Source organism: Paenibacillus sp. FSL R5-0810, from assembly GCF_038002285.1.
Taxonomy (GTDB): domain Bacteria; phylum Bacillota; class Bacilli; order Paenibacillales; family Paenibacillaceae; genus Paenibacillus_AQ; species Paenibacillus_AQ lactis.
In genome coordinates, this window is record NZ_JBBOCF010000001.1 from 2,978,144 (window position 1) to 2,997,406 (window position 19,263).

18 protein-coding genes and 2 tRNA genes are annotated in these 19,263 nt (G+C 53.8%); 2 read left to right on the forward strand and 18 right to left on the reverse strand.

What is annotated here, in order from left to right:
* The first annotated feature begins 97 nt into the window (after positions 1–97).
* Positions 98–694, forward strand: coding sequence for a TetR/AcrR family transcriptional regulator (locus MKX76_RS13540; protein WP_007129508.1), 597 nt, complete (start codon positions 98–100; stop codon positions 692–694).
* Between the two features lie 174 nt (positions 695–868).
* Positions 869–2,077: an MFS transporter gene (locus MKX76_RS13545; RefSeq protein WP_007129507.1), complete on the forward strand. Its 1,209-nt coding sequence runs from the start codon at positions 869–871 to the stop codon at positions 2,075–2,077.
* Positions 2,078–2,217: 140 nt separating this feature from the next.
* Here MKX76_RS13545 and MKX76_RS13550 read toward each other — a convergent pair whose 3' ends face one another.
* From MKX76_RS13550 to abc-f, 18 genes are all read right to left on the reverse strand, one after another.
* On the reverse strand, positions 2,218–2,406 hold the full coding sequence (locus MKX76_RS13550; protein WP_028406165.1) for a hypothetical protein: 189 nt from the start codon (positions 2,404–2,406) through the stop codon (positions 2,218–2,220).
* Between the two features lie 115 nt (positions 2,407–2,521).
* The gene (locus tag MKX76_RS13555) at positions 2,522–2,677 is read right to left on the reverse strand and encodes a hypothetical protein (RefSeq protein WP_007129505.1); all 156 of its coding nucleotides are present in this window, start codon (positions 2,675–2,677) and stop codon (positions 2,522–2,524) included.
* Between the two features lie 614 nt (positions 2,678–3,291).
* Positions 3,292–3,365, reverse strand: a tRNA-Ile gene (locus tag MKX76_RS13560).
* 54 nt (positions 3,366–3,419) lie between these two features.
* Positions 3,420–3,496, reverse strand: a tRNA-Met gene (locus MKX76_RS13565).
* Positions 3,497–3,578: 82 nt separating this feature from the next.
* Positions 3,579–3,743 (reverse strand): hypothetical protein, encoded by a 165-nt coding sequence (locus MKX76_RS13570; protein ID WP_007129503.1) that lies wholly within the window; start codon positions 3,741–3,743, stop codon positions 3,579–3,581.
* 336 nt (positions 3,744–4,079) lie between these two features.
* On the reverse strand, positions 4,080–4,844 hold the full coding sequence (locus MKX76_RS13575; RefSeq protein WP_210095544.1) for a hypothetical protein: 765 nt from the start codon (positions 4,842–4,844) through the stop codon (positions 4,080–4,082).
* A gap of 4 nt (positions 4,845–4,848) precedes the next feature.
* The gene (locus MKX76_RS13580; protein WP_210095545.1) at positions 4,849–4,998 is read right to left on the reverse strand and encodes a hypothetical protein; all 150 of its coding nucleotides are present in this window, start codon (positions 4,996–4,998) and stop codon (positions 4,849–4,851) included.
* 115 nt (positions 4,999–5,113) lie between these two features.
* A complete protein-coding gene (locus MKX76_RS13585) occupies positions 5,114–5,695 on the reverse strand; it encodes a TetR/AcrR family transcriptional regulator (protein ID WP_028406168.1) in 582 nt (193 codons plus the stop codon).
* 99 nt (positions 5,696–5,794) lie between these two features.
* On the reverse strand, positions 5,795–6,607 hold the full coding sequence (locus MKX76_RS13590) for an alpha/beta fold hydrolase (RefSeq protein WP_341033955.1): 813 nt from the start codon (positions 6,605–6,607) through the stop codon (positions 5,795–5,797).
* A 242-nt stretch (positions 6,608–6,849) separates the two neighbouring features.
* On the reverse strand, positions 6,850–7,491 hold the full coding sequence (pyrE, locus tag MKX76_RS13595) for an orotate phosphoribosyltransferase (protein ID WP_007129498.1): 642 nt from the start codon (positions 7,489–7,491) through the stop codon (positions 6,850–6,852).
* On the reverse strand, positions 7,488–8,225 hold the full coding sequence (pyrF, locus tag MKX76_RS13600; RefSeq protein ID WP_007129497.1) for an orotidine-5'-phosphate decarboxylase: 738 nt from the start codon (positions 8,223–8,225) through the stop codon (positions 7,488–7,490). The genes pyrE and pyrF overlap by 4 nt, the downstream gene beginning before the upstream one ends.
* A gap of 19 nt (positions 8,226–8,244) precedes the next feature.
* Positions 8,245–11,451, reverse strand: coding sequence for a carbamoyl-phosphate synthase large subunit (gene carB / locus MKX76_RS13605; RefSeq protein ID WP_341033957.1), 3,207 nt, complete (start codon positions 11,449–11,451; stop codon positions 8,245–8,247).
* 1 nt (position 11,452) lies between these two features.
* A complete protein-coding gene (locus tag MKX76_RS13610; protein WP_341033958.1) occupies positions 11,453–12,589 on the reverse strand; it encodes a carbamoyl phosphate synthase small subunit in 1,137 nt (378 codons plus the stop codon).
* A gap of 59 nt (positions 12,590–12,648) precedes the next feature.
* Positions 12,649–13,947 (reverse strand): dihydroorotase, encoded by a 1,299-nt coding sequence (locus MKX76_RS13615; RefSeq protein WP_341033959.1) that lies wholly within the window; start codon positions 13,945–13,947, stop codon positions 12,649–12,651.
* 123 nt (positions 13,948–14,070) lie between these two features.
* Positions 14,071–14,985, reverse strand: coding sequence for an aspartate carbamoyltransferase catalytic subunit (locus MKX76_RS13620; protein WP_341033960.1), 915 nt, complete (start codon positions 14,983–14,985; stop codon positions 14,071–14,073).
* A gap of 2 nt (positions 14,986–14,987) precedes the next feature.
* Positions 14,988–15,548 (reverse strand): bifunctional pyr operon transcriptional regulator/uracil phosphoribosyltransferase PyrR, encoded by a 561-nt coding sequence (gene pyrR, locus MKX76_RS13625; protein WP_007129492.1) that lies wholly within the window; start codon positions 15,546–15,548, stop codon positions 14,988–14,990.
* Between the two features lie 320 nt (positions 15,549–15,868).
* Positions 15,869–17,122 (reverse strand): LL-diaminopimelate aminotransferase, encoded by a 1,254-nt coding sequence (locus MKX76_RS13630; RefSeq protein WP_341033961.1) that lies wholly within the window; start codon positions 17,120–17,122, stop codon positions 15,869–15,871.
* 127 nt (positions 17,123–17,249) lie between these two features.
* Entirely contained in the window at positions 17,250–19,214 is a 1,965-nt protein-coding gene (abc-f, locus tag MKX76_RS13635; protein WP_341033962.1) for a ribosomal protection-like ABC-F family protein, read from the reverse strand.
* Positions 19,215–19,263: the final 49 nt, after the last annotated feature.

The window sequence follows — 19,263 nt, forward strand, 5'->3', positions numbered from 1 at the left end:
ACACTTTTCTCTTGAATGTCCCCGTACCTCGTGATAAGATACAGAACGAACGTTCAGTATAATAAAATAATCGTTGAATTCATACAGGGAGGCGCCAATGAACAAAAAGCAGCAGCAAAGCGAAGATACCAAGCGACGGATTGCGGAAGCCGCAAAAGCCCTGTTTATGCAAAAAGGATATAAATCCACGTCCATCGAGGATATTGTTGACGCGACCGGAAGCAGCAAAGGAAATATCTATTATCATTTCAAGAGCAAGGAAGGCCTCTTTCTTCATCTTATAGAGGAATGGGACTTGGAATGGTTTCAGAAATGGATGAGCACGGAAGAGCAGTACACGACCACCATGGATAAACTGTTCCGCATGGCGGAGCAGCTGGTGAAGGATGACCTTAACCATCCCTTCACCAAGGCGCTCGATGAATTTATAACGAATAATGAAGCTGCGACCGAAGACGTTGAACAGAAGATTTCCGATATTTTCAATAAGCGGCTGGAATTCAATCAACAATTGCTGCTGCAGGGAATTGAGTCGGGCGAGTTCGAGAAACATAATGTCGAGCATCTGTCCATCATTTTCGAAAGCCTGCTCGCCGGCTTGTGCCAGTTAACCCGCATCACCAAGCTGTCCGACGCGCTTCCGGTATATCACTCGGCCATGCATGTATTTCTGCACGGAATTGCCAAAAAATAGCTCTGCCGCTGCGGCGATCCGTCAAACAGGCGGGCTGCTTCCCCTGTCTCTTACAAGCACAGTCGGTTTATTTCAGGCACCCGGTTACACATTCATACAAACCGAACAGTCAGTATATAAAAAGGAACCATTTTATGCACACTGGAATTTTCAACTTTTGGAGGAAATGTCATCATGTCATTGTTACTACGTCATAATGGAGCCATTCTGCTCCTCATGTTTAATATCTTTCTTGTTTTTACCGGCATCGGGCTTGTCATCCCGATCATGCCGACCTACATGTCGGAGCTGCATATCAGCGGAGGCACGGTAGGCATGCTCGTTGCCGCCTTCTCACTCACACAGCTGCTGTTCTCTCCGCTCGCCGGAAGGCTGTCCGACAATATGGGCCGCAAAAGAATCATTATTGCCGGAATGCTCGTGTTCGCCCTTTCGGAATGGCTGTTCGGGGTCGCAAATTCGCCTGTATTGCTGTTTGCTTCGAGAATGCTGGGGGGGATTGGCGCAGCGCTGATTATGCCTGCCGTTATGGCTTATACGGCCGATGTTACATCGAAAGAAGAACGGGCTAAAGGCATGGGCTTCATCAACGCTGCCATTACGACCGGATTCATCATCGGTCCCGGCATCGGCGGCTTTATCGCCGAATTCGGCATTCGCGTACCATTCTATGCCGCTGCCGTTGCAGGCGCGGTTGCCGCCTTGATCACGTTGCTGATGCTGCCGGAATCGGCCGCTCAGAAGCAGGTACAAGCCTCGCCTGGGCAAAAGCAGCCTAGCCTTGCGGTCCAGTTGGCGCGTTCCTACCGGGAGCCGTATTTCCTGAGTCTTATCATCGTATTCGTACTGTCTTTTGGTCTTGCCAACTACGAAACGGTATTCGGATTGTTCGTCGACCATAAGTTCGGCTTCACGCCGACGGATATCGCCATGATCATTACATTCGGATCGATCTCAGGGGCTGTTGTCCAGGCGACCATCTTCGGCTGGATTCTGAACCGGTTCGGCGAGAAGAGAGTTATTACGATCAGTCTGATTACAGCCGGCATCTGCATCCTGCTCACGCTGTTTGTGCACAAGTACTGGCTCATTTTCCTGGTGACGTTCCTTGTATTCCTGTCCATCGATATTTTGCGTCCGGCCATCGGAACGCAGATGTCGAAGCTGGCCGGCGACCAGCAAGGCTATGTGGCCGGTCTGAACTCGGCCTACACCAGTCTCGGCAATATTGCAGGGCCTCTGGTCGCAGGTTATTTATTCGACCTTGATATCAATTATCCGTATATTTCGGCATCGATTGTCCTGATCCTATGCTTCATTCTTGCTATGAGAGCCGGAAGAGCCTGGACGGCGACAGAAACCGCAGTTCAGGAACGCGGATGACTCAGGCTAGGCTTCCTGTCGGGAGCTTTGGGGTACCCGAAGCGAAATAACATCAAACCTAAGCAAGCTGCCGAGGACAAATCCTCAGGCAGCTTGCTTTTTTTTGCAACGATATGATCTTGATCGGACAACCGAACAACCTAGAAATAAAATAAAACAAATAAGGCCAAGCCTGCGACTACCGCAAACACTACCGCCATCCCGAGCTCAAATCGTTTCTTCTCCTTAAAGGCCTTGATGGCCTTCCTTATCTCGAACACCAGCACAACCGCCAGGAAAGCCGCCAATACCGGCAGCCCCCACGATTGATTAAGCAGCCATTCTGACACGCTTGATCCCCCGTCCCGTTCATTGAATGATTTTCCATTTTCCCTTTTAAAATGTAACGTAAGCTGTCCACAATTTCAAATTTTTGGGGGTATCGGCGAGCGGATGAAACACCCGTTATTCCTTACCCATGATAACAATAAGAAAAGTTGCGACAGGTCCCAGGAATAAGGATAAAAGAAACCAGTTCAGGCCGCTTCGGTTTTTCCCTTGGGCCAGTCCGGCGTTGATCAAGGCGAGCGTGCCCCAGCCTACATAAAACTCATTGCCCATCAAAGTCTCCTCCCTCAGGCTTCTTTATGGTTTATACGCAGTATTGGGATCAACCGTTGCATCGGGCGGCAGGATTTCGATTCATAGACGACCCGCTTGTCACGAAAGCTCCGCGGGGCTTCCAGATCATGGTATAATTTCAGATAAGAAATGCGCTTGGGTTTTGTATTGCCGTTATGCAGGCTAAAGCTGCATTTTATATAGAGAGGTGAACCATGTCTGTTATCGCGATGATTCTGTTTGCCATCTTTTTTATCGCTCGCGGTTGGTTGGGAATATGGCGCCCCGCCTGGAGCACGAGGTATAAAGCATGGAAGCTGAAGCAGGGGGACACGTCGCCAGACCCGGAATATATCCTAATGATTAGAAGGATCGGCTGGCTGTATCTTATCGTGGGATGCGGTATTTTGGCTTACGGATTACTTAATATTTGTTCAAATACAAACTAACCCATCATATACAGAATAAAATCTTGGCTTCAAAAAGTAGGTCTTCTCGATCCCTTTCGCCCATTGCCTTCCTTGCTTGTATCCTGCAAAGGCCAACACGTCAGTCCATGAATGTTATCTGTGTAAATAGAAAAAAACCCTTGCTGCGCAAGGGTTTTGTGTGAGTGGGCCCTACAGGACTCGAACCTGTGACCAATCGGTTATGAGCCGACCGCTCTAACCAACTGAGCTAAGGGCCCTGAGTAATCATGTACACGTATTCATAAGGACGTCATACATCGAATGAAATAAATTGGTTGCGGGGGCAGGATTTGAACCTGCGGCCTTCGGGTTATGAGCCCGACGAGCTACCGGACTGCTCCACCCCGCGACAATGCTGTCATAAACAGCGACAAGAATAAATATACACTATTTCACTGGTGCTCGTCAAGTATGTTTTGGTGGAATTTTCATTAAGGGAGGAAGCGAACCCCATAGCGGCCTTTTTTGGATCGATACACTTCAACGATACGGGGATCATTATAGCCGAACAGCCATGCATCCTGCTCCAGCCGTTTGGCAAAGCAGCCGGCCTGAAATTTGCTCGTATAGAGCTTTCCATAATATACCCAGTTCATCTCCGCTTGCTCCTTTTCCCAAGATCATCTAGACAAAGTATATTATGTCCAGTATTCCTGTAAAAAACCGCTTTACCGCCAAAAGCGAGTGCATGGACAAAACCATCATCACATCAACCGCTGCACATGCCTTACTGCGCGATTATTGGATGACGGCTGCAATTCAGGACTTTTCCATTAGTTTACGCTATCGCTGACCGTCAGCCTCGGCAAAACCAGGCTTCTATGCTCATCAGCTCCTGTTCCACGGACGCAACATGCTATCAAATTCATCGGCTCCGCCTTCGCCTTCCTTCAAAATGACGATAGAGCCGTTCGGAAGCAGCGATTGCTCCTTCATCTCGATCCCCTCCTTTTTTTGCGTGTACGATGAGCCGGCTGCTGACCGCTCCCGCCGTTCATCTTCGTCAAATGCGCCGCCGTGCGCTGCTCTTTCGGCATTCCCAGAACGGGGTAGTGGGCTTTCAGCTTATCCATATGCTGCCGGATAAAGAGATAGCGGTGAATAAAGACGACCGCCATATAGATGCCAAGGACCAGCAGCACCGTGAAGGCGGCCATCCCCATCACAAAGCTGCCGATATCCCCGATGACAGCGACTGCGATATAGTAAGCCGCATAGCCGATGCCCGCACACAGCAGAGCCACTCTCCCCGCCTTGCCGACTCCGCCCTTTCGTTCCATCGATTGGTAAGCACCTTTCTGTAGAGCCCTGAAGTGCAGCGTATAGAACACGCCGAACAGCAGCACCATACCGCCAAGCGAACTTGCGCCATAACCGATGCCGGTCAATCCGGCCAGATCGTACATCATTTTAAGAACAGCAATTTGACAGGTAAACGCCAGCGCCAGGCTGAATACGCCCATGAAAAGCACAAACGCGACCTCCGATCGGTAAGGATTGCTCCCGATCCCGATTCCCCATATGAGCATCACAGCCCAGATCGCACAAGCCGCATAGAAGTAAGGCGACATTATCGGCGACGCCAGCGTTACGAGAGCCGGAATAAGCAGAATGAACAGAAAGCATACGATGCCTCCACGGATCTGCTCTGCCGGAATGAGCCGAAAATGAAACCGTTCCTCCTCTGAAATGTTCATCTCCTCATCCACTCCCCATAGTTATTTGAACCAGCCGGCCATCGTTGAACCGATCTTCTCCGCCCCCCTCTTCAAGCCTTCGGTCACGGTATCTTCTTCCCGTCTCCGCCCCTTGCCGGCTTAATATTTCAGGCCCTACACGTATTTTCGCCATCTCGGACAATCCTCCAAGGAAACTAGCATTTCACTCGGTCGATTAACGAGCCCAGCGCGAGACGCCGCGAAACAACATCCCGTGAAGAGTACCTACCCGGAATATGTTTGCTCGTTCAATGTTCTTGCGGCCCGTCTCTCTGAATGATTCCGTAATACAGAATCGTCATCAGCTGCTCGCTGATCGCGTTCAAGCTGCCCAGACCGGCGTACCACTCCGTACGGGCGGAGAACTCCTTAATGAAGGCCAGAAAAGCAACAAGCACCTGCGGCGAGATATCCTTCCGAATCTGTCCCAGCTGCTGGCCTTTAAAGATCAGCATTTCAAACTCCGGCACAACATGCTTCTCATTGAATTTCCTCAGCTTCTCCATTTGATCCGGAAACTTGGCCAGGTCGGTCACAAACTTCTGCGAGGCAATCTTCCGGAATGCCTCCTGATCCTGATACAAGCTTGTCAACGCCTCTAGTGGATTCTCCGCCTGGTCCATCACGCCGCGGTATAATGTCATCATCTCCTCAATCAGCCGGTCTACGACTTGATCCAGAAGCCCCTCTTTGCTGTGGTAATAGTTATAGAGGGTCATTTTGGACACCGGAACGGCTTCGGCAATTTGCTCCATGCTCGTCTGCAAGATCCCCTGTTCTAAAAATAACCGCTTCCCCGCTTCAAGCACAGCTTCTTTCTTCGCCTTCATAAAGTGGCTTGTCCTCCTCTTTCGTAATGCGCTTTAAAATACTCCCCGTAGTTAACGCCTTCAGTGACCTCTAGGTACCCAGATATCATCTGGCTGTGCTTATCGCGGATTCGCCCGGATGGAGTCTACATCTGAAGAGACGGCCCCCGTGCCGAGCCAGCCGTCAACGACATGGTTAAACAGCTCGGGATTGGCGAGCGGTATGCCGTGCCCGATGCCGGGAAACACGACGCCGACAGCACGGTCGGAGTGCCCTACCAGATCCTCCGCCGATTTTCTCATGATGCCCCGCTCCTTCTCCCCGACGGTAACCAGCAGCCTCGCATTCGACTCCGCGATCTGCGGCGAGAGCGAATAGGACATATTCTCCGTCAGCACGGAAACGAGCAGCTTCTGGTTCATCTGAAGCGATTCGGCGTAGTACTGCTCGAAATCATCCTCGCCAACGTAGAGCGTACCGGCCTGCAGCTTGGAAAACCATCTTCTTCTCATCAACGGGAAACTGAGCCGGACGGACGGTACGATCATCCGAAGGGCTGCCGGCATCGGACGCAGCAATGCGCTGTTTACGACGGCATAATGGATAAGCTCAGGGTTCTGGCACATCATATCCACAAGGATCTGCGCACCTAATGAAAAGCCGACAACAACAACCTCTCTGCCGTCCGCCTTTGCCGAAATGAGATCACAGATCTGTTCCGCGGTTTCTTTTATGGAAAAAGAGACATGATCTCCGCTGCTCCGGCCATGGCCGGGCAAATCAGGGACCAAGCACCAGCTGTCCTTAAAAAAAGATACCTGCTTGTTCCACATCCACCCGCTTACGCCGCCCCCATGTAAGAACACCATCATCCGCGAAGCGTCTTGGTTGCCGCTTTCCTTAACGTACAGGTTCAGACTCCCCACCCCCATATCCAACTCCAAAAATGTACTTATAACTTAATTATAGTACAATTATTTCGAATAATCATCGAGTAATTCCGATTATTTTATACTTCTTTAAATATGATAGCCTATTTCCGTTAGCTATAAAATACTCCAACAAGGGTAGAGCAACGTTGAAACAGAGGAGCTCAATATCGTGAAAGCAAAAGAAAGGGCTGCCCCCAAGTCTACTGACCCGGAACAGCCCCTGAAGGCATTAACGATTGCATTTATACTCCGAAGGACGACGGATTCGCTCTCCAAGACTTGAGCAGCTCCACATCTTCCTTTTGAATCCGATTCTCGCTAAGCGCTACATCGATCAGCGCCGTGTAGTTCGATAAGCTCTGCATCGGAATGTCTGCCTCGGCGAAGGCTTGTACCGCTTTATCCAGCTGATAGCTGAAGATAGCCAGTACAGCCAGCGGCTGTGCGCCTGCATCTTTCACCGCTTGCGCAGCTTTCAGCGAGCTGCCGCCGGTGGAGATGAGGTCTTCGATGACAACGATCTTTTGACCGGGCTTGATCAGGCCTTCGATCAGATTCTCCTTGCCATGGCCTTTCGCTTTGTCGCGAATATAGGACATGGGGAGATTCAGCTTCTGGGATACCCATGCAGCGTGAGGAATGCCTGCCGTTGCGGTTCCCGCGATCGCTTCCGCCTCCGGATACTGCTCCCGGATGACCGCCGCGAATGACTCAGCAATGGTTTCGCGAATCTCTGGATAGGACATCGTCAGCCGGTTGTCGCAGTAGATCGGGGATTTGATGCCCGATGTCCATGTGAACGGCTGATGCGGACGAAGCGATACCGCCTCGATCTTCAGCAAATAGGATGCGATCTGTTGTGGAATATTCGCGAGTGTGCTCATGCTTGAATCATCTCCTCTATAATTTGTTCGGCGGCTTGCCGCGGATCCGAAGCAGCCGTAATCGGACGGCCGACAACCAGATAGTGGCTGCCCTTGCGGATCGCCTCTCCCGGTGTCAGCACCCGCTTCTGATCGCCCACATCCGAGCCTGCCGGCCGGATGCCCGGAATCACGGTCTTAAACGCCTTCCCGCAGGCAGCGGCTATGGCCTCTACTTCGAGCGAAGAAGCGACAACGCCGTGAAGTCCGGCTTGGCGGGCAAGCTCTGCGTATCGGACGACGGTGTCTTCCACCGGACCTGCGATACCGATCTCTTCGTTCATCACCTGCCGGCTCGTGCTCGTTAATTGCGTTACCGCGATGATCGTAGGCATGGCAAGGCCCGGGGTGTCCGCCACTGCGGCTTCCGCCCCGGCTATTGCCGCCTGCATCATCGCCAGCCCGCCGCCGGCATGGACGTTAAACATATCCACGCCAAGCCGGGTAACGCTGTGCGAGCCGCCTTTAACGGTGTTCGGAATATCATGCATCTTGACATCCAGGAACACGGAGTATCCTGCTGCCTTCAGCTCTCTTATGAAGTCCGGACCTGCAGCGTAGAAGAGCTGCATGCCCACCTTCATGTAACATGGAATTCCCTCCAACCGGCGCACCAGTTCCATCGCGCGGGCGGCATCCGGAAAATCCAGGGCCACCATCAGGCGGCCCGCCATTTCTTGATAGCTGGCGTTCATCTAGTTCCTCCTCCCGACTTTAGACCGGCATCGCTTCAGAGGAGAAGTTGATCGTCTCCAGCATCGTCAGAAGCTCGCGAACCGTATCGAGCGAGGTCATGCATACTACGCCGTTCTCAACGGCTTCCCGACGGATCCGGAATCCGTCACGTTCCGGCGTCTTGCCCTTTGTCAGTGTGTTGAAGACGAAGTTCGCTTCGCCCGTCCGGATCATGTCAAGGATATTCGGATTGCCTTCGGACAGCTTATTGATGGTCGTCACATCAAGTCCGGCTTCCTTCAGTGCGGCTGCCGTGCCTCCGGTAGCCACAATCTTGTAACCTAGCTTATGGAAGCCCTTCAGAAGATCTACCGCTTCGGCTTTGTCCTTGTCTGCAATCGTTGCGATGATCGCGCCGGTGGACGGAATCTTCATTCCGGCTCCGATCAAGCCCTTGTACAGCGCTTTGGCATACTTCACGTCCCGGCCCATCACCTCGCCGGTCGACTTCATTTCCGGACCGAGCGTAGGCTCAACCCGGCGCAGCTTCGCGAAGGAGAAGACCGGTACCTTAACGGATACATGCTCGCTCTCCGGCCACATGCCTTCCTCGTAGCCGAGATCCTTCAGCTTGCCGCCCAAGATAGCCTGGGTTGCAAGGTTAGCCATCGGGATGCCGGTTACCTTGCTCAGGAAAGGCACCGTTCTTGAAGAGCGCGGATTCACTTCGATGACGTACACATCGTTTTTATAGATAACGAACTGGATGTTTACCAATCCGCGGGTATTCAATTCTTTCGCGATCTTGATCGTAATTTCCGCAATCTTATCCTTCAGTTCCTGCGTCAAATATTGCGGCGGGTAAACCGCGATCGAGTCGCCGGAGTGAACGCCTGCGCGCTCCACATGCTCCATGATTCCCGGAATCAGTACCGTGTCGCCGTCGCAGATCGCGTCCACTTCGACTTCCTTGCCGAGCATGTAGCGGTCGATCAGAACCGGATGCTCCGGATTGATCTTCACGGCCTGCTCCATGTAGCTCAGCAGCTCGCTGTCGGAGTAAACGATCTCCATCGCGCGTCCGCCTAGTACATACGATGGTCGAACAAGAACCGGATATCCAAGGGATTGGGCAGTTCCTACAGCTTCATCCACCGACGTTACCGTGCTGCCTTTCGGCTGGGCAATGTTCAGTCTGGACAGCAGCGCCTCGAATTTCTTGCGGTCCTCGGCCTCATCGATGCTCTCGAGGCTTGTGCCGAGAATTTTGACGCCGGCTTTCGCGAGCGGAGCAGCCAGGTTGATCGCCGTTTGTCCGCCGAACTGCACGATAACGCCGACCGGCTTCTCCTGCTCGATGACATTCATGACATCCTCGAAGAAGAGCGGCTCGAAGTAGAGACGGTCGGACGTGTTGAAGTCCGTGGATACCGTTTCCGGGTTGTTGTTGATAATGACGGCTTCGTAACCGGCCTTTTGGATCGCCCATACGGCGTGCACCGTGGAGTAGTCAAACTCGATGCCTTGACCGATACGGATCGGGCCGGAGCCCAAAACGACTACCTTCTCTTTGGAGGATTCGATCACTTCGTTCTCCGTCTCGTACGTCGAGTAATAGTAAGGTGTCGATGCTTCGAACTCGGCTGCGCAGGTGTCAACCATCTTGTATACCGGACGCAGTCCGTGCTCACGGCGCAGGAAGCGGATCGATTCCTCGGTCGTATGCGTGCTCGCCTTGCCTTCGGCGCGAAGCTCTGCAATCGCGCGGTCCGTGAAGCCGAGACGCTTCGCTTCAAACAAGGTTTCGTAGGTCAGCGTAGCCTCCTGGCGGATATGGTCTTCGTATTTGATCAAGCGCTCGATTTTGTCCAGGAACCACCAGTCGACATGGGTCAGATCCTGAATTTCCTGCAGCCCGTAGCCGCGGCGGAACGCTTCCGCGATCAGGAATATACGTTCATCATCGGCCTTGACGAGGCGCTGCTTCAGGACATCGTCGCTCAGCTCGTCCGCACCCTTCAGGTAGAGGCGGTGAACGCCGATCTCAAGCGAGCGGACCGCTTTATGAATCGACTCCTCGAAGGTACGGCCGATCGCCATGACCTCACCCGTTGCTTTCATCTGCGTTCCAAGCTTCCGGTTCGCTTGCGTGAATTTATCGAAAGGCCAGCGCGGAATTTTGCTGACGATGTAGTCAAGCGTCGGCTCGAAGCAGGCATAGGTTTGTCCTGTTACCGGATTGACGATCTCATCCAGCGTATAACCCATGGCAATTTTGGCCGCCATCTTCGCGATCGGATAGCCCGTCGCTTTCGAAGCCAGCGCCGAGGAGCGGCTGACCCGCGGATTAACCTCGATGACATAGTATTGGTAGCTGTTCGGGTCAAGCGCGAACTGTACGTTACATCCGCCTTCAATGTTCAAGGCGCGGATGATTTTAAGCGAAGCGGATCTGAGCATTTGATACTCGCGGTCTGACAGCGTCTGGCTCGGCGCAACTACGATGCTGTCTCCCGTATGAACGCCGACCGGGTCGAAGTTCTCCATGTTGCAGACGACGATGCAGTTATCGTTCGCATCGCGCATAACCTCATACTCCACTTCCTTCATGCCGGCGATGCTCTTCTCGATCAGGCACTGGCTGATCGGGCTGTAGCGAAGACCGGAGCTCACCGTTTCCCGCAGCTCCTCCTCATTCGCGCAGATCCCGCCGCCCGTGCCGCCAAGCGTATAAGCCGGACGTACGATGACCGGGTATCCGATCTCGTCGGCAAATGCCAGCGCTTCTTCAAGCGTCGTGACGATCATGCTTTCCGGCACCGGCTGCTCCAGCTCGCGCATCAGCTCGCGGAACAGGTCGCGGTCCTCCGCTTTCTCGATCGATTCCAGCTGCGTTCCAAGCAGCTTCACGTTCTCCTGTTCCAAAATACCGGCGCGTGCAAGCTCCACCGCCATGTTAAGGCCGGTCTGGCCGCCCAGCGTTGGCAGCAGGCCGTCCGGACGCTCCTGGCGGATGATTTGGGTTACAAAATCCAGCGTGATCGGCTCGATGTATACTTTATCCGCCATGTTGGTATCCGTCATGATCGTGGCCGGGTTGCTGTTAATCAGCACAACCTCGATGCCCTCTTCCTTTAACGCCTGGCAAGCTTGTGTGCCGGCATAGTCGAATTCTGCGGCCTGACCGATTACGATCGGACCGGAGCCGATGACGAGTATTTTTTTCAAGGATTCATTTTTTGGCATATTAGCGAGCTCCTTTCACGGCTGCGGCCAGAATCGCCTGGCGCGGTTTCCGGACTTCATTCTGCTTGTGCTCTCGAATCATCTCAAGAAACTGATCGAATAAGTAGCTGCTGTCGTGCGGGCCAGGTGCAGCTTCCGGGTGATATTGTACGGAGAAAGCCGGGAATTTCTTATGCTTCAAGCCTTCAATCGTCTTGTCGTTATTGTTGATGTGAGTCACTTCGAGCTCCGTGCTCTTGACGGATTCTTCATTCACCGTGTAGCCATGGTTCTGCGATGTGATGTAGCAGCGACCGCTGGCGAGATCTTTTACCGGGTGGTTGCCGCCGCGATGCCCGAACTTCAGCTTCTCGGTATCGGCGCCGGCTGCCAGCGCGAACAGCTGATGACCCAGGCAGATGCCGAAGATCGGATATTCGCCGAGCAGCTCCTTCACCATGTTCACGGCATAAGGAACGTCTTTCGGGTCCCCAGGACCGTTGGACAGCTGAATTCCGTCCGGGTGCAGTCTGCGGATCTCCTCGGCGGTCGTGTCATGAGGGACCACGATCACATCGCAGCCGCGGGAGGTCAGCTCGCGCAGGATCCCGCTTTTTGCCCCAAAGTCGACCAGGACGATCCGCTCCTTGGAGCCCGGGCTCGAGAACATTTGCGGCGTGGATGTTCTAGCTACCTGATTCCGCAGTTCATCGATCGTGGTGAGTCCGAGCATTTCCTTCAGCTCTTCCACCGATTTGCTAGACGTGGTCAGAATCCCTTTCATCGTACCGTGGTGGCGGATAATCCGGGTCAGCATCCGGGTGTCGATATCGCTGATCCCTGGGATGCCGTATTCCTTCAACAGATTATCGACGCTGTACTCTGCACGCCAGTTGCTGGGAACAGGCTCATGTCGGCGAACGACGAATCCGTGCACGAACGGCCGAATGGATTCAAAGTCATCCCGCGTTATGCCGTAGTTTCCGATCAGTGGGTACGTCATCGTAACGATCTGTCCGCAGTACGAAGGATCGCTCAGCACCTCCTGATATCCTGTAATTCCTGTATTGAATACGACCTCTCCGGTCATCTCAGCATCCGCGCCGAAGGACTTCCCGACGAACAGCGTTCCATCCTCCAGTAACAATCTTGCCTGCATCCCGATCACTCCTGTCATCTATGTGTAATATATTTTATAGGTCAATTGCCTAAGTGTTACTAAAACCCGCCTTGTTCGGACCACTTCACTTCGCCGTCGACCCAAGTCATAACCGGCCAGCCCTTCAGCTTCCATCCGGTGAACGGGGTGTTGCGGCCTTTCGTCGCAAACGTGTCAGGGTTCACTTCCTTCTCCGCATTCAGATCGATCATGGTCAGGTCCGCAGCGGCGCCGGCTTTCAGCACGCCGCTGTCCAGTCCGAACACGCGAGCCGGGTCGCTGGTCATCCGGCGTACCAGGAGCGCCAGATCCCATTTCCCCGTGGCGACGAACTTCGTGTAGAGCAGCGGGAAGGCTGTTTCGAATCCGACGATGCCGAACGGTGCCAGCTCCATCCCCTTCGCTTTCTCCTCGGCGCTGTGCGGCGCATGATCGGTTACGATCATGTCCAGCGTTCCATCCAGAAGCCCTTCGATGCAAGCCTCTACATCGCGCGGCGAGCGCAGCGGGGGATTCATTTTCCAGTTCGCGTCAAGGCCCGGAATATCTTCATCCGACAGCACCAGATGGTGCGGGCAGACCTCGGCCGTTACGGAAATGCCGATCGCTTTCGCCTGGCGGATCAGTCTGACCGACTGCTCCGTGCTCACGTGGCACACATGGTAGTGCACGCCCGTAGCTTCCGTCAGCAAAATGTCGCGCCCGACGTGAATCGCCTCCGATTCGTTCGGGATTCCCTTCAAACCGTGGCGCTCAGCGAACTTCCCTTCGGTTACGCAAGCGCCTTTCACCAGCGAGTCATCCTCGCAGTGGGCGATGACCGGCATGCCGAGCACCTTGGCCTTTCTCATCGCATCCTTCATCATTTGCGCATTCTGAACGCCGACGCCGTCATCCGTAAATCCAATGGCCCCGGCTTCCTTCAAGGCTTCAAAATCCGTCAGCTCGCGTCCAAGCTCGTTCTTCGTGATGGCGGCGTATGGCAGCACCTTCGCCAGATTCGCTTCGCGCGCTTTATCGAGGATCAGCTTCACCGTCTCCGGCGTATCGGTTACCGGTCTTGTATTCGGCATGCAGGCGATCGTCGTGAATCCGCCCTTAACCGCCGAGCGGCTGCCGGTTTCGATCGTTTCCTTATGCTCATAGCCCGGCTCTCTTAAGTGCACATGCATATCGATGAATCCCGGCGTGACCAGCTTGCCCTCCGCATCGATGATTTGTGCGCGGGAATCTTGCGGCAGATCCGTCAGTTCACTGACCACCGCTTCAATCAACCCGCCTGCAATTACGATATGTTTAAGTTCCAGCTGCCCCTGCTCATTGATCACATTTGCATTTTTAATGACTTGCATCTGCATCTTAAGATTCCCCTCCGAAAGCGAAGCTTCGATTCGCTTCTTTGTATATTGTATAATAAAAATTCATATTTGTGTATATTTATTAATCCAGATTTCATTTCTTACCGTTTTATGCCGCTTCAATTACCCTTTCATCGCCCGTTCCATAACCGCCATCCGGATCGGAACCCCGTTGGACATCTGCTTGAAAATCATCGATCTCGGGCTTTCCACCACCGCATCGTCGATCTCCACATTCCGGTTGACCGGTGCCGGGTGCATGATAATGGTATGGCCGGCCAGCTGCGCGGCCCGCTCTTCCGTCAGCCCGTATTGCTCCCGGTATTCGCTGCTCGACTTGAACAGCCCTTCATTGTGGCGCTCCAGCTGAACCCGCAGCATCATGACCACGTCGGCCTTCAGCGCCGTTTCCATCGAAACGTAAGGCGCATATTGCGCGAGCTCCGGAGCCTGCATCGACTCGGGTGCGCAGAACTGTACGCTCGCGCCGAATTTTTGCAGGGCCCATAGGTCGGAGCGGGCCACCCGGCTGTGCTTGATGTCGCCGATGATCGATACGGTCAGCCCTCTCAGCTCGCCGAAGCACTTTCGCATCGTATACAGGTCCAGCAGCGCCTGCGTCGGATGCTCATTGTTTCCGTCGCCGGCATTGACGAGCGGGATCGATACCCGCTCGGCCAGCTCCTGCAGAACGCCTGCAGGCTTCAGCCGGATCACCCCCGCGTCGACGCCCATCGACTCCAGCGTGCGTACCGTATCGTAGATGGATTCTCCCTTCTCGACGCTCGAAGCGGCCGCCGCGAAGTTCATCACCTCGGCCCCAAGACGCTTCTCGGCCATTTCGAAGGAAAATCTCGTTCTCGTGCTGTTTTCGAAGAACATGTTCACTGTAAATTTCGATTGGAGAACCGGAATCACTTTGTCCGTTTGCGCTTCCCAGTAAGCTGCACGGTCCAGGATCGATGCGATCTCATCCCGGCTGATATCCTTTAATCCCAGCAGGCTGCGTTCTTTCAAAGAAATGGCCGTTGTCGTCATAATTATCGTTCCTCTCTGTGGCTGATGGTCACTTCGTCCTTACCGTCGATTTCGCTCAGCGACACCGTAATTTCCTCCTGCTTGGAGGTCGGAACATTCTTCCCGATATAATCCGGTCTAATCGGCAGCTCGCGATGACCGCGGTCTGCCAGCACCGCCAGCTGGATCATTCTCGGACGGCCGCAATCCATCAAGGCGTCCATCGCTGCCCGGATCGTCCGTCCGGTGTACAGCACATCGTCAAACAGAATCACTTTCTTGTCGTGAATGTCCAGATGCGCCAAACTTTGCTTGGCCCCTTCGCCTGCGCCGGCAGCCGCTCCTTTGCTGTCACGGTCATCCCGGTAAGAGGTAACGTCGATCTCCCCCCAAGGAATCGGGGTGCCTTCAATGTCGTTCATCCGCTCAGCAATTCGCTGCGCCAGGAAAACGCCGCGCGTACGGATACCGACCAGCACGCAATCCTCAATCCCCTTGTTCTTTTCCAATATTTCATGGGCAATTCTTGTCAGCGCACGGCGGATCGCCGTCTCGTCCATAATGACATGCTGTTCACTGCTCATCCTTGTTTCCTCCTTATTCACTTCTTGGATTAGCCCTTAACCAGTCTGTTGAAATTAACCAGATTCATACACCACAAAAAAAACTCCTTGCCCGCTGGGCAAGGAGTTGATCTCACAGAGATAGGCAGGCAGCAGCAGCATCCGTCCGCAGACAGAGCTATGCCTCCACAAAAATGAACCTCGGTTCACGTTACCTTGCCAGCCTCACGGGACTGATTTAAAGGTGCTATTCGATTGATCTCATTATGACAGACCCCATAAGAGTTGTCAACTGCGATCATGTCGAATAAAGTCATGAACCAAACCCAAAATTTTACCAATCAGAATTCAAACTCGACGTCGCTGAGCCTTCTGCGGATTTCAGAGATGACGCGCCGTTCCTCCTCTTCCCCGTTCGCGATAAAGGTTACGGAAAACCGTACGAAATGGCCGGCATCATCCCAAGGTACCGTCGAGATCAGCTTCTCGCGGATCAAGTATTGTGAGAAGTCTTCGCCGGATTCAAAGCGGCGTCCGCCTTTAATGCCTTTAGGGGCTTCAACATATAGGAAGAAGGAGCCCTTCGGCTTCTCGGCCGTAAAGCCAAGCTCGTTCAGCATGTCCACCAGCATATCGTGACGGCGGGAATACTTCTCTGCGATCTTCTCCGTAATTTGCGGATTGTCCAGGCCGTAAGCGGCAGCCTTCTGAATCGCGATGAACTGGCCGGAGTCGTTGTTGTCCTTTACATCGCCAAACGCTTTGACGACAAGCGGGTTACCGGCAACAAATCCGATGCGCCAGCCGGTCATGTTATAGGATTTGGACAAGGAATGCAGCTCCACACCGACATCCTTCGCCCCCGGCACCGACAAGAAGCTGAGCGGCTTCAGGCCATCAAAGGTCAGCGCAGCATATGGAGCGTCATGCACCACGACAACGCCGTATTTGCGGGCCCACTCAACGACCTCGGCGAAAAATTCGTAGGTTGCGCTTGCCCCCGTCGGATTATTCGGGTAATTCAGATATAGCAGCTTCGCCCGGCGTGCGATATCTTCCGGAATGGAGCTGAGGTCCGGCAAGAAATCATTCTCCTTCTTCAGCTCTACATTATATACTTCGCCGCCCAAATATTTAGTATGCGTACCGAGCACAGGGTATCCCGGAACGGTCATAATCGTGACGTCGCCGGGATTGATAAAGCATGACGGCAGCATGGCAAGCGCCGGCTTGGAGCCGATGGAATGCAGCACCTCCGTGGCCGGGTCGATCCCTTCCACACCGAATACGTTTTTCAAATAGCGGACAGCGGCTTCCTTGAACTCGGCAATTCCGTTATCGGCGTAACCGCGGTTTTCCGGCTTAGCCGCTTCTTCGGCCAGCTTCGCTACGATCCCCGCGTCAGCCATCTCGTCCGGTTCGCCGACGCCCATATCGATCAGCTCCGTATCGGGATGCTCCAGCTTCGCGGCAGCTTTGGCTCTTTTGATCTTCTCGAATTTATAAATGGCTGTGTCTTTACCGTAGTTAGCACCGCCGATTCGATCGGCAAAGTTTTGTTGAATATACGTTTCCTGATATTTATCGATGCTCATCGTTTGTACTCATCTCCTGCTCATACAATCCAATTTTTAATTTAAATATGCCGTAAATGGACTGCTGGAGCCATGTATTTTGTATCAGATGATTTGTACTTTTTCTAATTGGGAAAATGCTTCAGCATCACGAGAGCTCAAGCCATTCTGCCAGCAGACGGTCATGCATCGCCGATAAAGACTCCCGCTCCTTCCAGCGTTCCTCCAATGTTGCGAAGTCCTCCTCGCTCTCCGGATTAGCTTCTCCTTCAATCGCTTCATCCAGACGCTGGATTCGCGTTTCGAGCTCCGCGATTTCCTTCTCCAACCGCTTCATTCGGTCCATAGCAGACGGCTCTATAATTGAATTAGCCGTTGAAGCTTTCTTTCTGCGCCGATCCTCGGCGGACAGCTGCTGCGCCGGCTGCTTCACCGAATCGCTTGCCTCTGTCTTTGAGGTTCCTTCCGCTTTTACCAAAGCAAGCTGCTCCTTCTTGGCACGGAAATCATCGTAGCCCCCTAGGTAGGCAGTCAAACGGCCATTTTCCAGCTCCCATATCTTCTCGCCGATCCGATTGACGAAATACCGGTCGTGGGAGATGACAAGAATGGTGCCCGTGAATTCCTGCAGTGCATCCTCCAGCGCCTCCCGGGATTCGATGTCGAGGTGATTGGTCGGCTCATCCAAGAGCAGCAGATTCGGCTTTCGATGGATCAGTACAGCCAGCCTCAGCCTCGTCCATTCCCCTCCGGATAACTGGCCCACCGCCTTGAAAACCGCCGGACCGTAGAACAGGAAACGGGCTAGCTTGCCGCGTGCCTCCCCTTCACCGATCCCGGCATGCTGCCGGAAGAATTCGAGGACGCTTTCCTGCGGATTCTCCGGCTTCTCTTCCTGGGCAAGATAACCTGCGTCTACGCGGGCCCCCAACTCAACGGAGCCCTGAGCAGGGGTGAGTTTGCCGAGCAGCACCTGGAACAGTGTCGTTTTTCCGCTGCCGTTCGCCCCCATGAGCACGATTTTCTCCCCAAATTCCAACAGCCCCGATACGCCTTGCAGTACAGGCTCATCACCATAAGCGTGAACAACCTGCTCAAAGCTCACCACCCGGCGTCCCGTCCGTTCCTCAGGATTCAGGTCGAAATCGGCCGATCTGCGCTGCAGTACCGGCCGTTTGACCGGCTCCATCCGCTCCAGTGCCTTGCGCATCGAGGCAGCCCGCTTGAAGAACTTCTCGTTTCCGCCGATCCGTCCCCACTCTTCCAGCTGCCGAATCGATTCCCTCATCTTCTTGACGACCTTTTGCTGCTCTTGGTACTGCTCAAACTGCTGGAGCAGCCTTGCCTCCTTCGCTTCCATATAAGCCGTATAGCCGCCAGCGGCCGTAAAGGCCTCCCCGTCTTCCAGCTCTATGGTTCGCGTCGCCACGCGGTCCAAAAAGTACCGATCATGCGAGATGACGACACAGGTGCCGGAATAATCACGCAAAAATGATTCAAGCCATTCGGTGCGCCGCAAATCCAGGTGATTGGTCGGCTCGTCAAGCAGGAGCAAATCAGGCTTCACGATAAGCTGGGAAGCCAGCATCACCCGGGTCTTCTCCCCGCCCGATAAGGCACTGAATGGAAGATCATAAATCGACTGGGAAATATCGAGCCCCGATGCGATTCTGTCGATGCTCGCCTCCATCTCATAGCCGCCCCCGCGTTCAAACTGCTCCTGGAGCACCGCATACCGTCGGAGCAGCCGCTCCAGCTCTTGGGCATCCCCGGCAGCCGCCGGATCGCTCATCCGAGACTCCAGCTCGGCCATCGCCGACTTGCATTCCTTCAAAGACCGCAAGCCGTAGGACAGGACATCCCACACCGCCCAATCCTTCGTATCCTTTGGAATCTGCTCCAGGTATCCTACCTTTGCATCCTTCTTGATCGCTAAACGCCCTTCACTCGGCTGCTCGATTCCGGCCAGAAGACGCATCAGGGTTGTCTTCCCGCTGCCGTTTCGTCCGATCAGCGCTAATTTCTCGCCTTCGCGGACTTCAAACGATATATGGTCCAGCACCAGATTGGCGCCGTGGTAATAAGTTAACTGTTGTGCATCAATCATATTCATTCTAGGCTTCCTCCTGTACCGGCATGACCTGTAATGATAAAGCCATGCC

Bases quoted from the DNA above. Each gene is read 5' to 3' on its own strand.
- MKX76_RS13540 (WP_007129508.1), top strand. From the start codon at position 98: ATGAACAAAAAGCAGCAGCAAAGCGAAGATACCAAGCGACGGATTGCG.
- MKX76_RS13545 (WP_007129507.1), top strand. From the start codon at position 869: ATGTCATTGTTACTACGTCATAATGGAGCCATTCTGCTCCTCATGTTT.
- MKX76_RS13555 (WP_007129505.1), bottom strand. From the start codon at position 2,677: ATGGGCAATGAGTTTTATGTAGGCTGGGGCACGCTCGCCTTGATCAAC.
- MKX76_RS13570 (WP_007129503.1), bottom strand. From the start codon at position 3,743: ATGAACTGGGTATATTATGGAAAGCTCTATACGAGCAAATTTCAGGCC.
- MKX76_RS13575 (WP_210095544.1), bottom strand. From the start codon at position 4,844: ATGAACATTTCAGAGGAGGAACGGTTTCATTTTCGGCTCATTCCGGCA.
- MKX76_RS13580 (WP_210095545.1), bottom strand. From the start codon at position 4,998: ATGGCGAAAATACGTGTAGGGCCTGAAATATTAAGCCGGCAAGGGGCG.
- MKX76_RS13585 (WP_028406168.1), bottom strand. From the start codon at position 5,695: ATGAAGGCGAAGAAAGAAGCTGTGCTTGAAGCGGGGAAGCGGTTATTT.
- MKX76_RS13590 (WP_341033955.1), bottom strand. From the start codon at position 6,607: ATGGGGGTGGGGAGTCTGAACCTGTACGTTAAGGAAAGCGGCAACCAA.
- pyrE (WP_007129498.1), bottom strand. From the start codon at position 7,491: ATGAGCACACTCGCGAATATTCCACAACAGATCGCATCCTATTTGCTG.
- pyrF (WP_007129497.1), bottom strand. From the start codon at position 8,225: ATGAACGCCAGCTATCAAGAAATGGCGGGCCGCCTGATGGTGGCCCTG.
- carB (WP_341033957.1), bottom strand. From the start codon at position 11,451: ATGCCAAAAAATGAATCCTTGAAAAAAATACTCGTCATCGGCTCCGGT.
- MKX76_RS13610 (WP_341033958.1), bottom strand. From the start codon at position 12,589: ATGCAGGCAAGATTGTTACTGGAGGATGGAACGCTGTTCGTCGGGAAG.
- MKX76_RS13615 (WP_341033959.1), bottom strand. From the start codon at position 13,947: ATGCAGATGCAAGTCATTAAAAATGCAAATGTGATCAATGAGCAGGGG.
- MKX76_RS13620 (WP_341033960.1), bottom strand. From the start codon at position 14,985: ATGACGACAACGGCCATTTCTTTGAAAGAACGCAGCCTGCTGGGATTA.
- pyrR (WP_007129492.1), bottom strand. From the start codon at position 15,548: ATGAGCAGTGAACAGCATGTCATTATGGACGAGACGGCGATCCGCCGT.
- MKX76_RS13630 (WP_341033961.1), bottom strand. From the start codon at position 17,122: ATGAGCATCGATAAATATCAGGAAACGTATATTCAACAAAACTTTGCC.
- abc-f (WP_341033962.1), bottom strand. From the start codon at position 19,214: ATGAATATGATTGATGCACAACAGTTAACTTATTACCACGGCGCCAAT.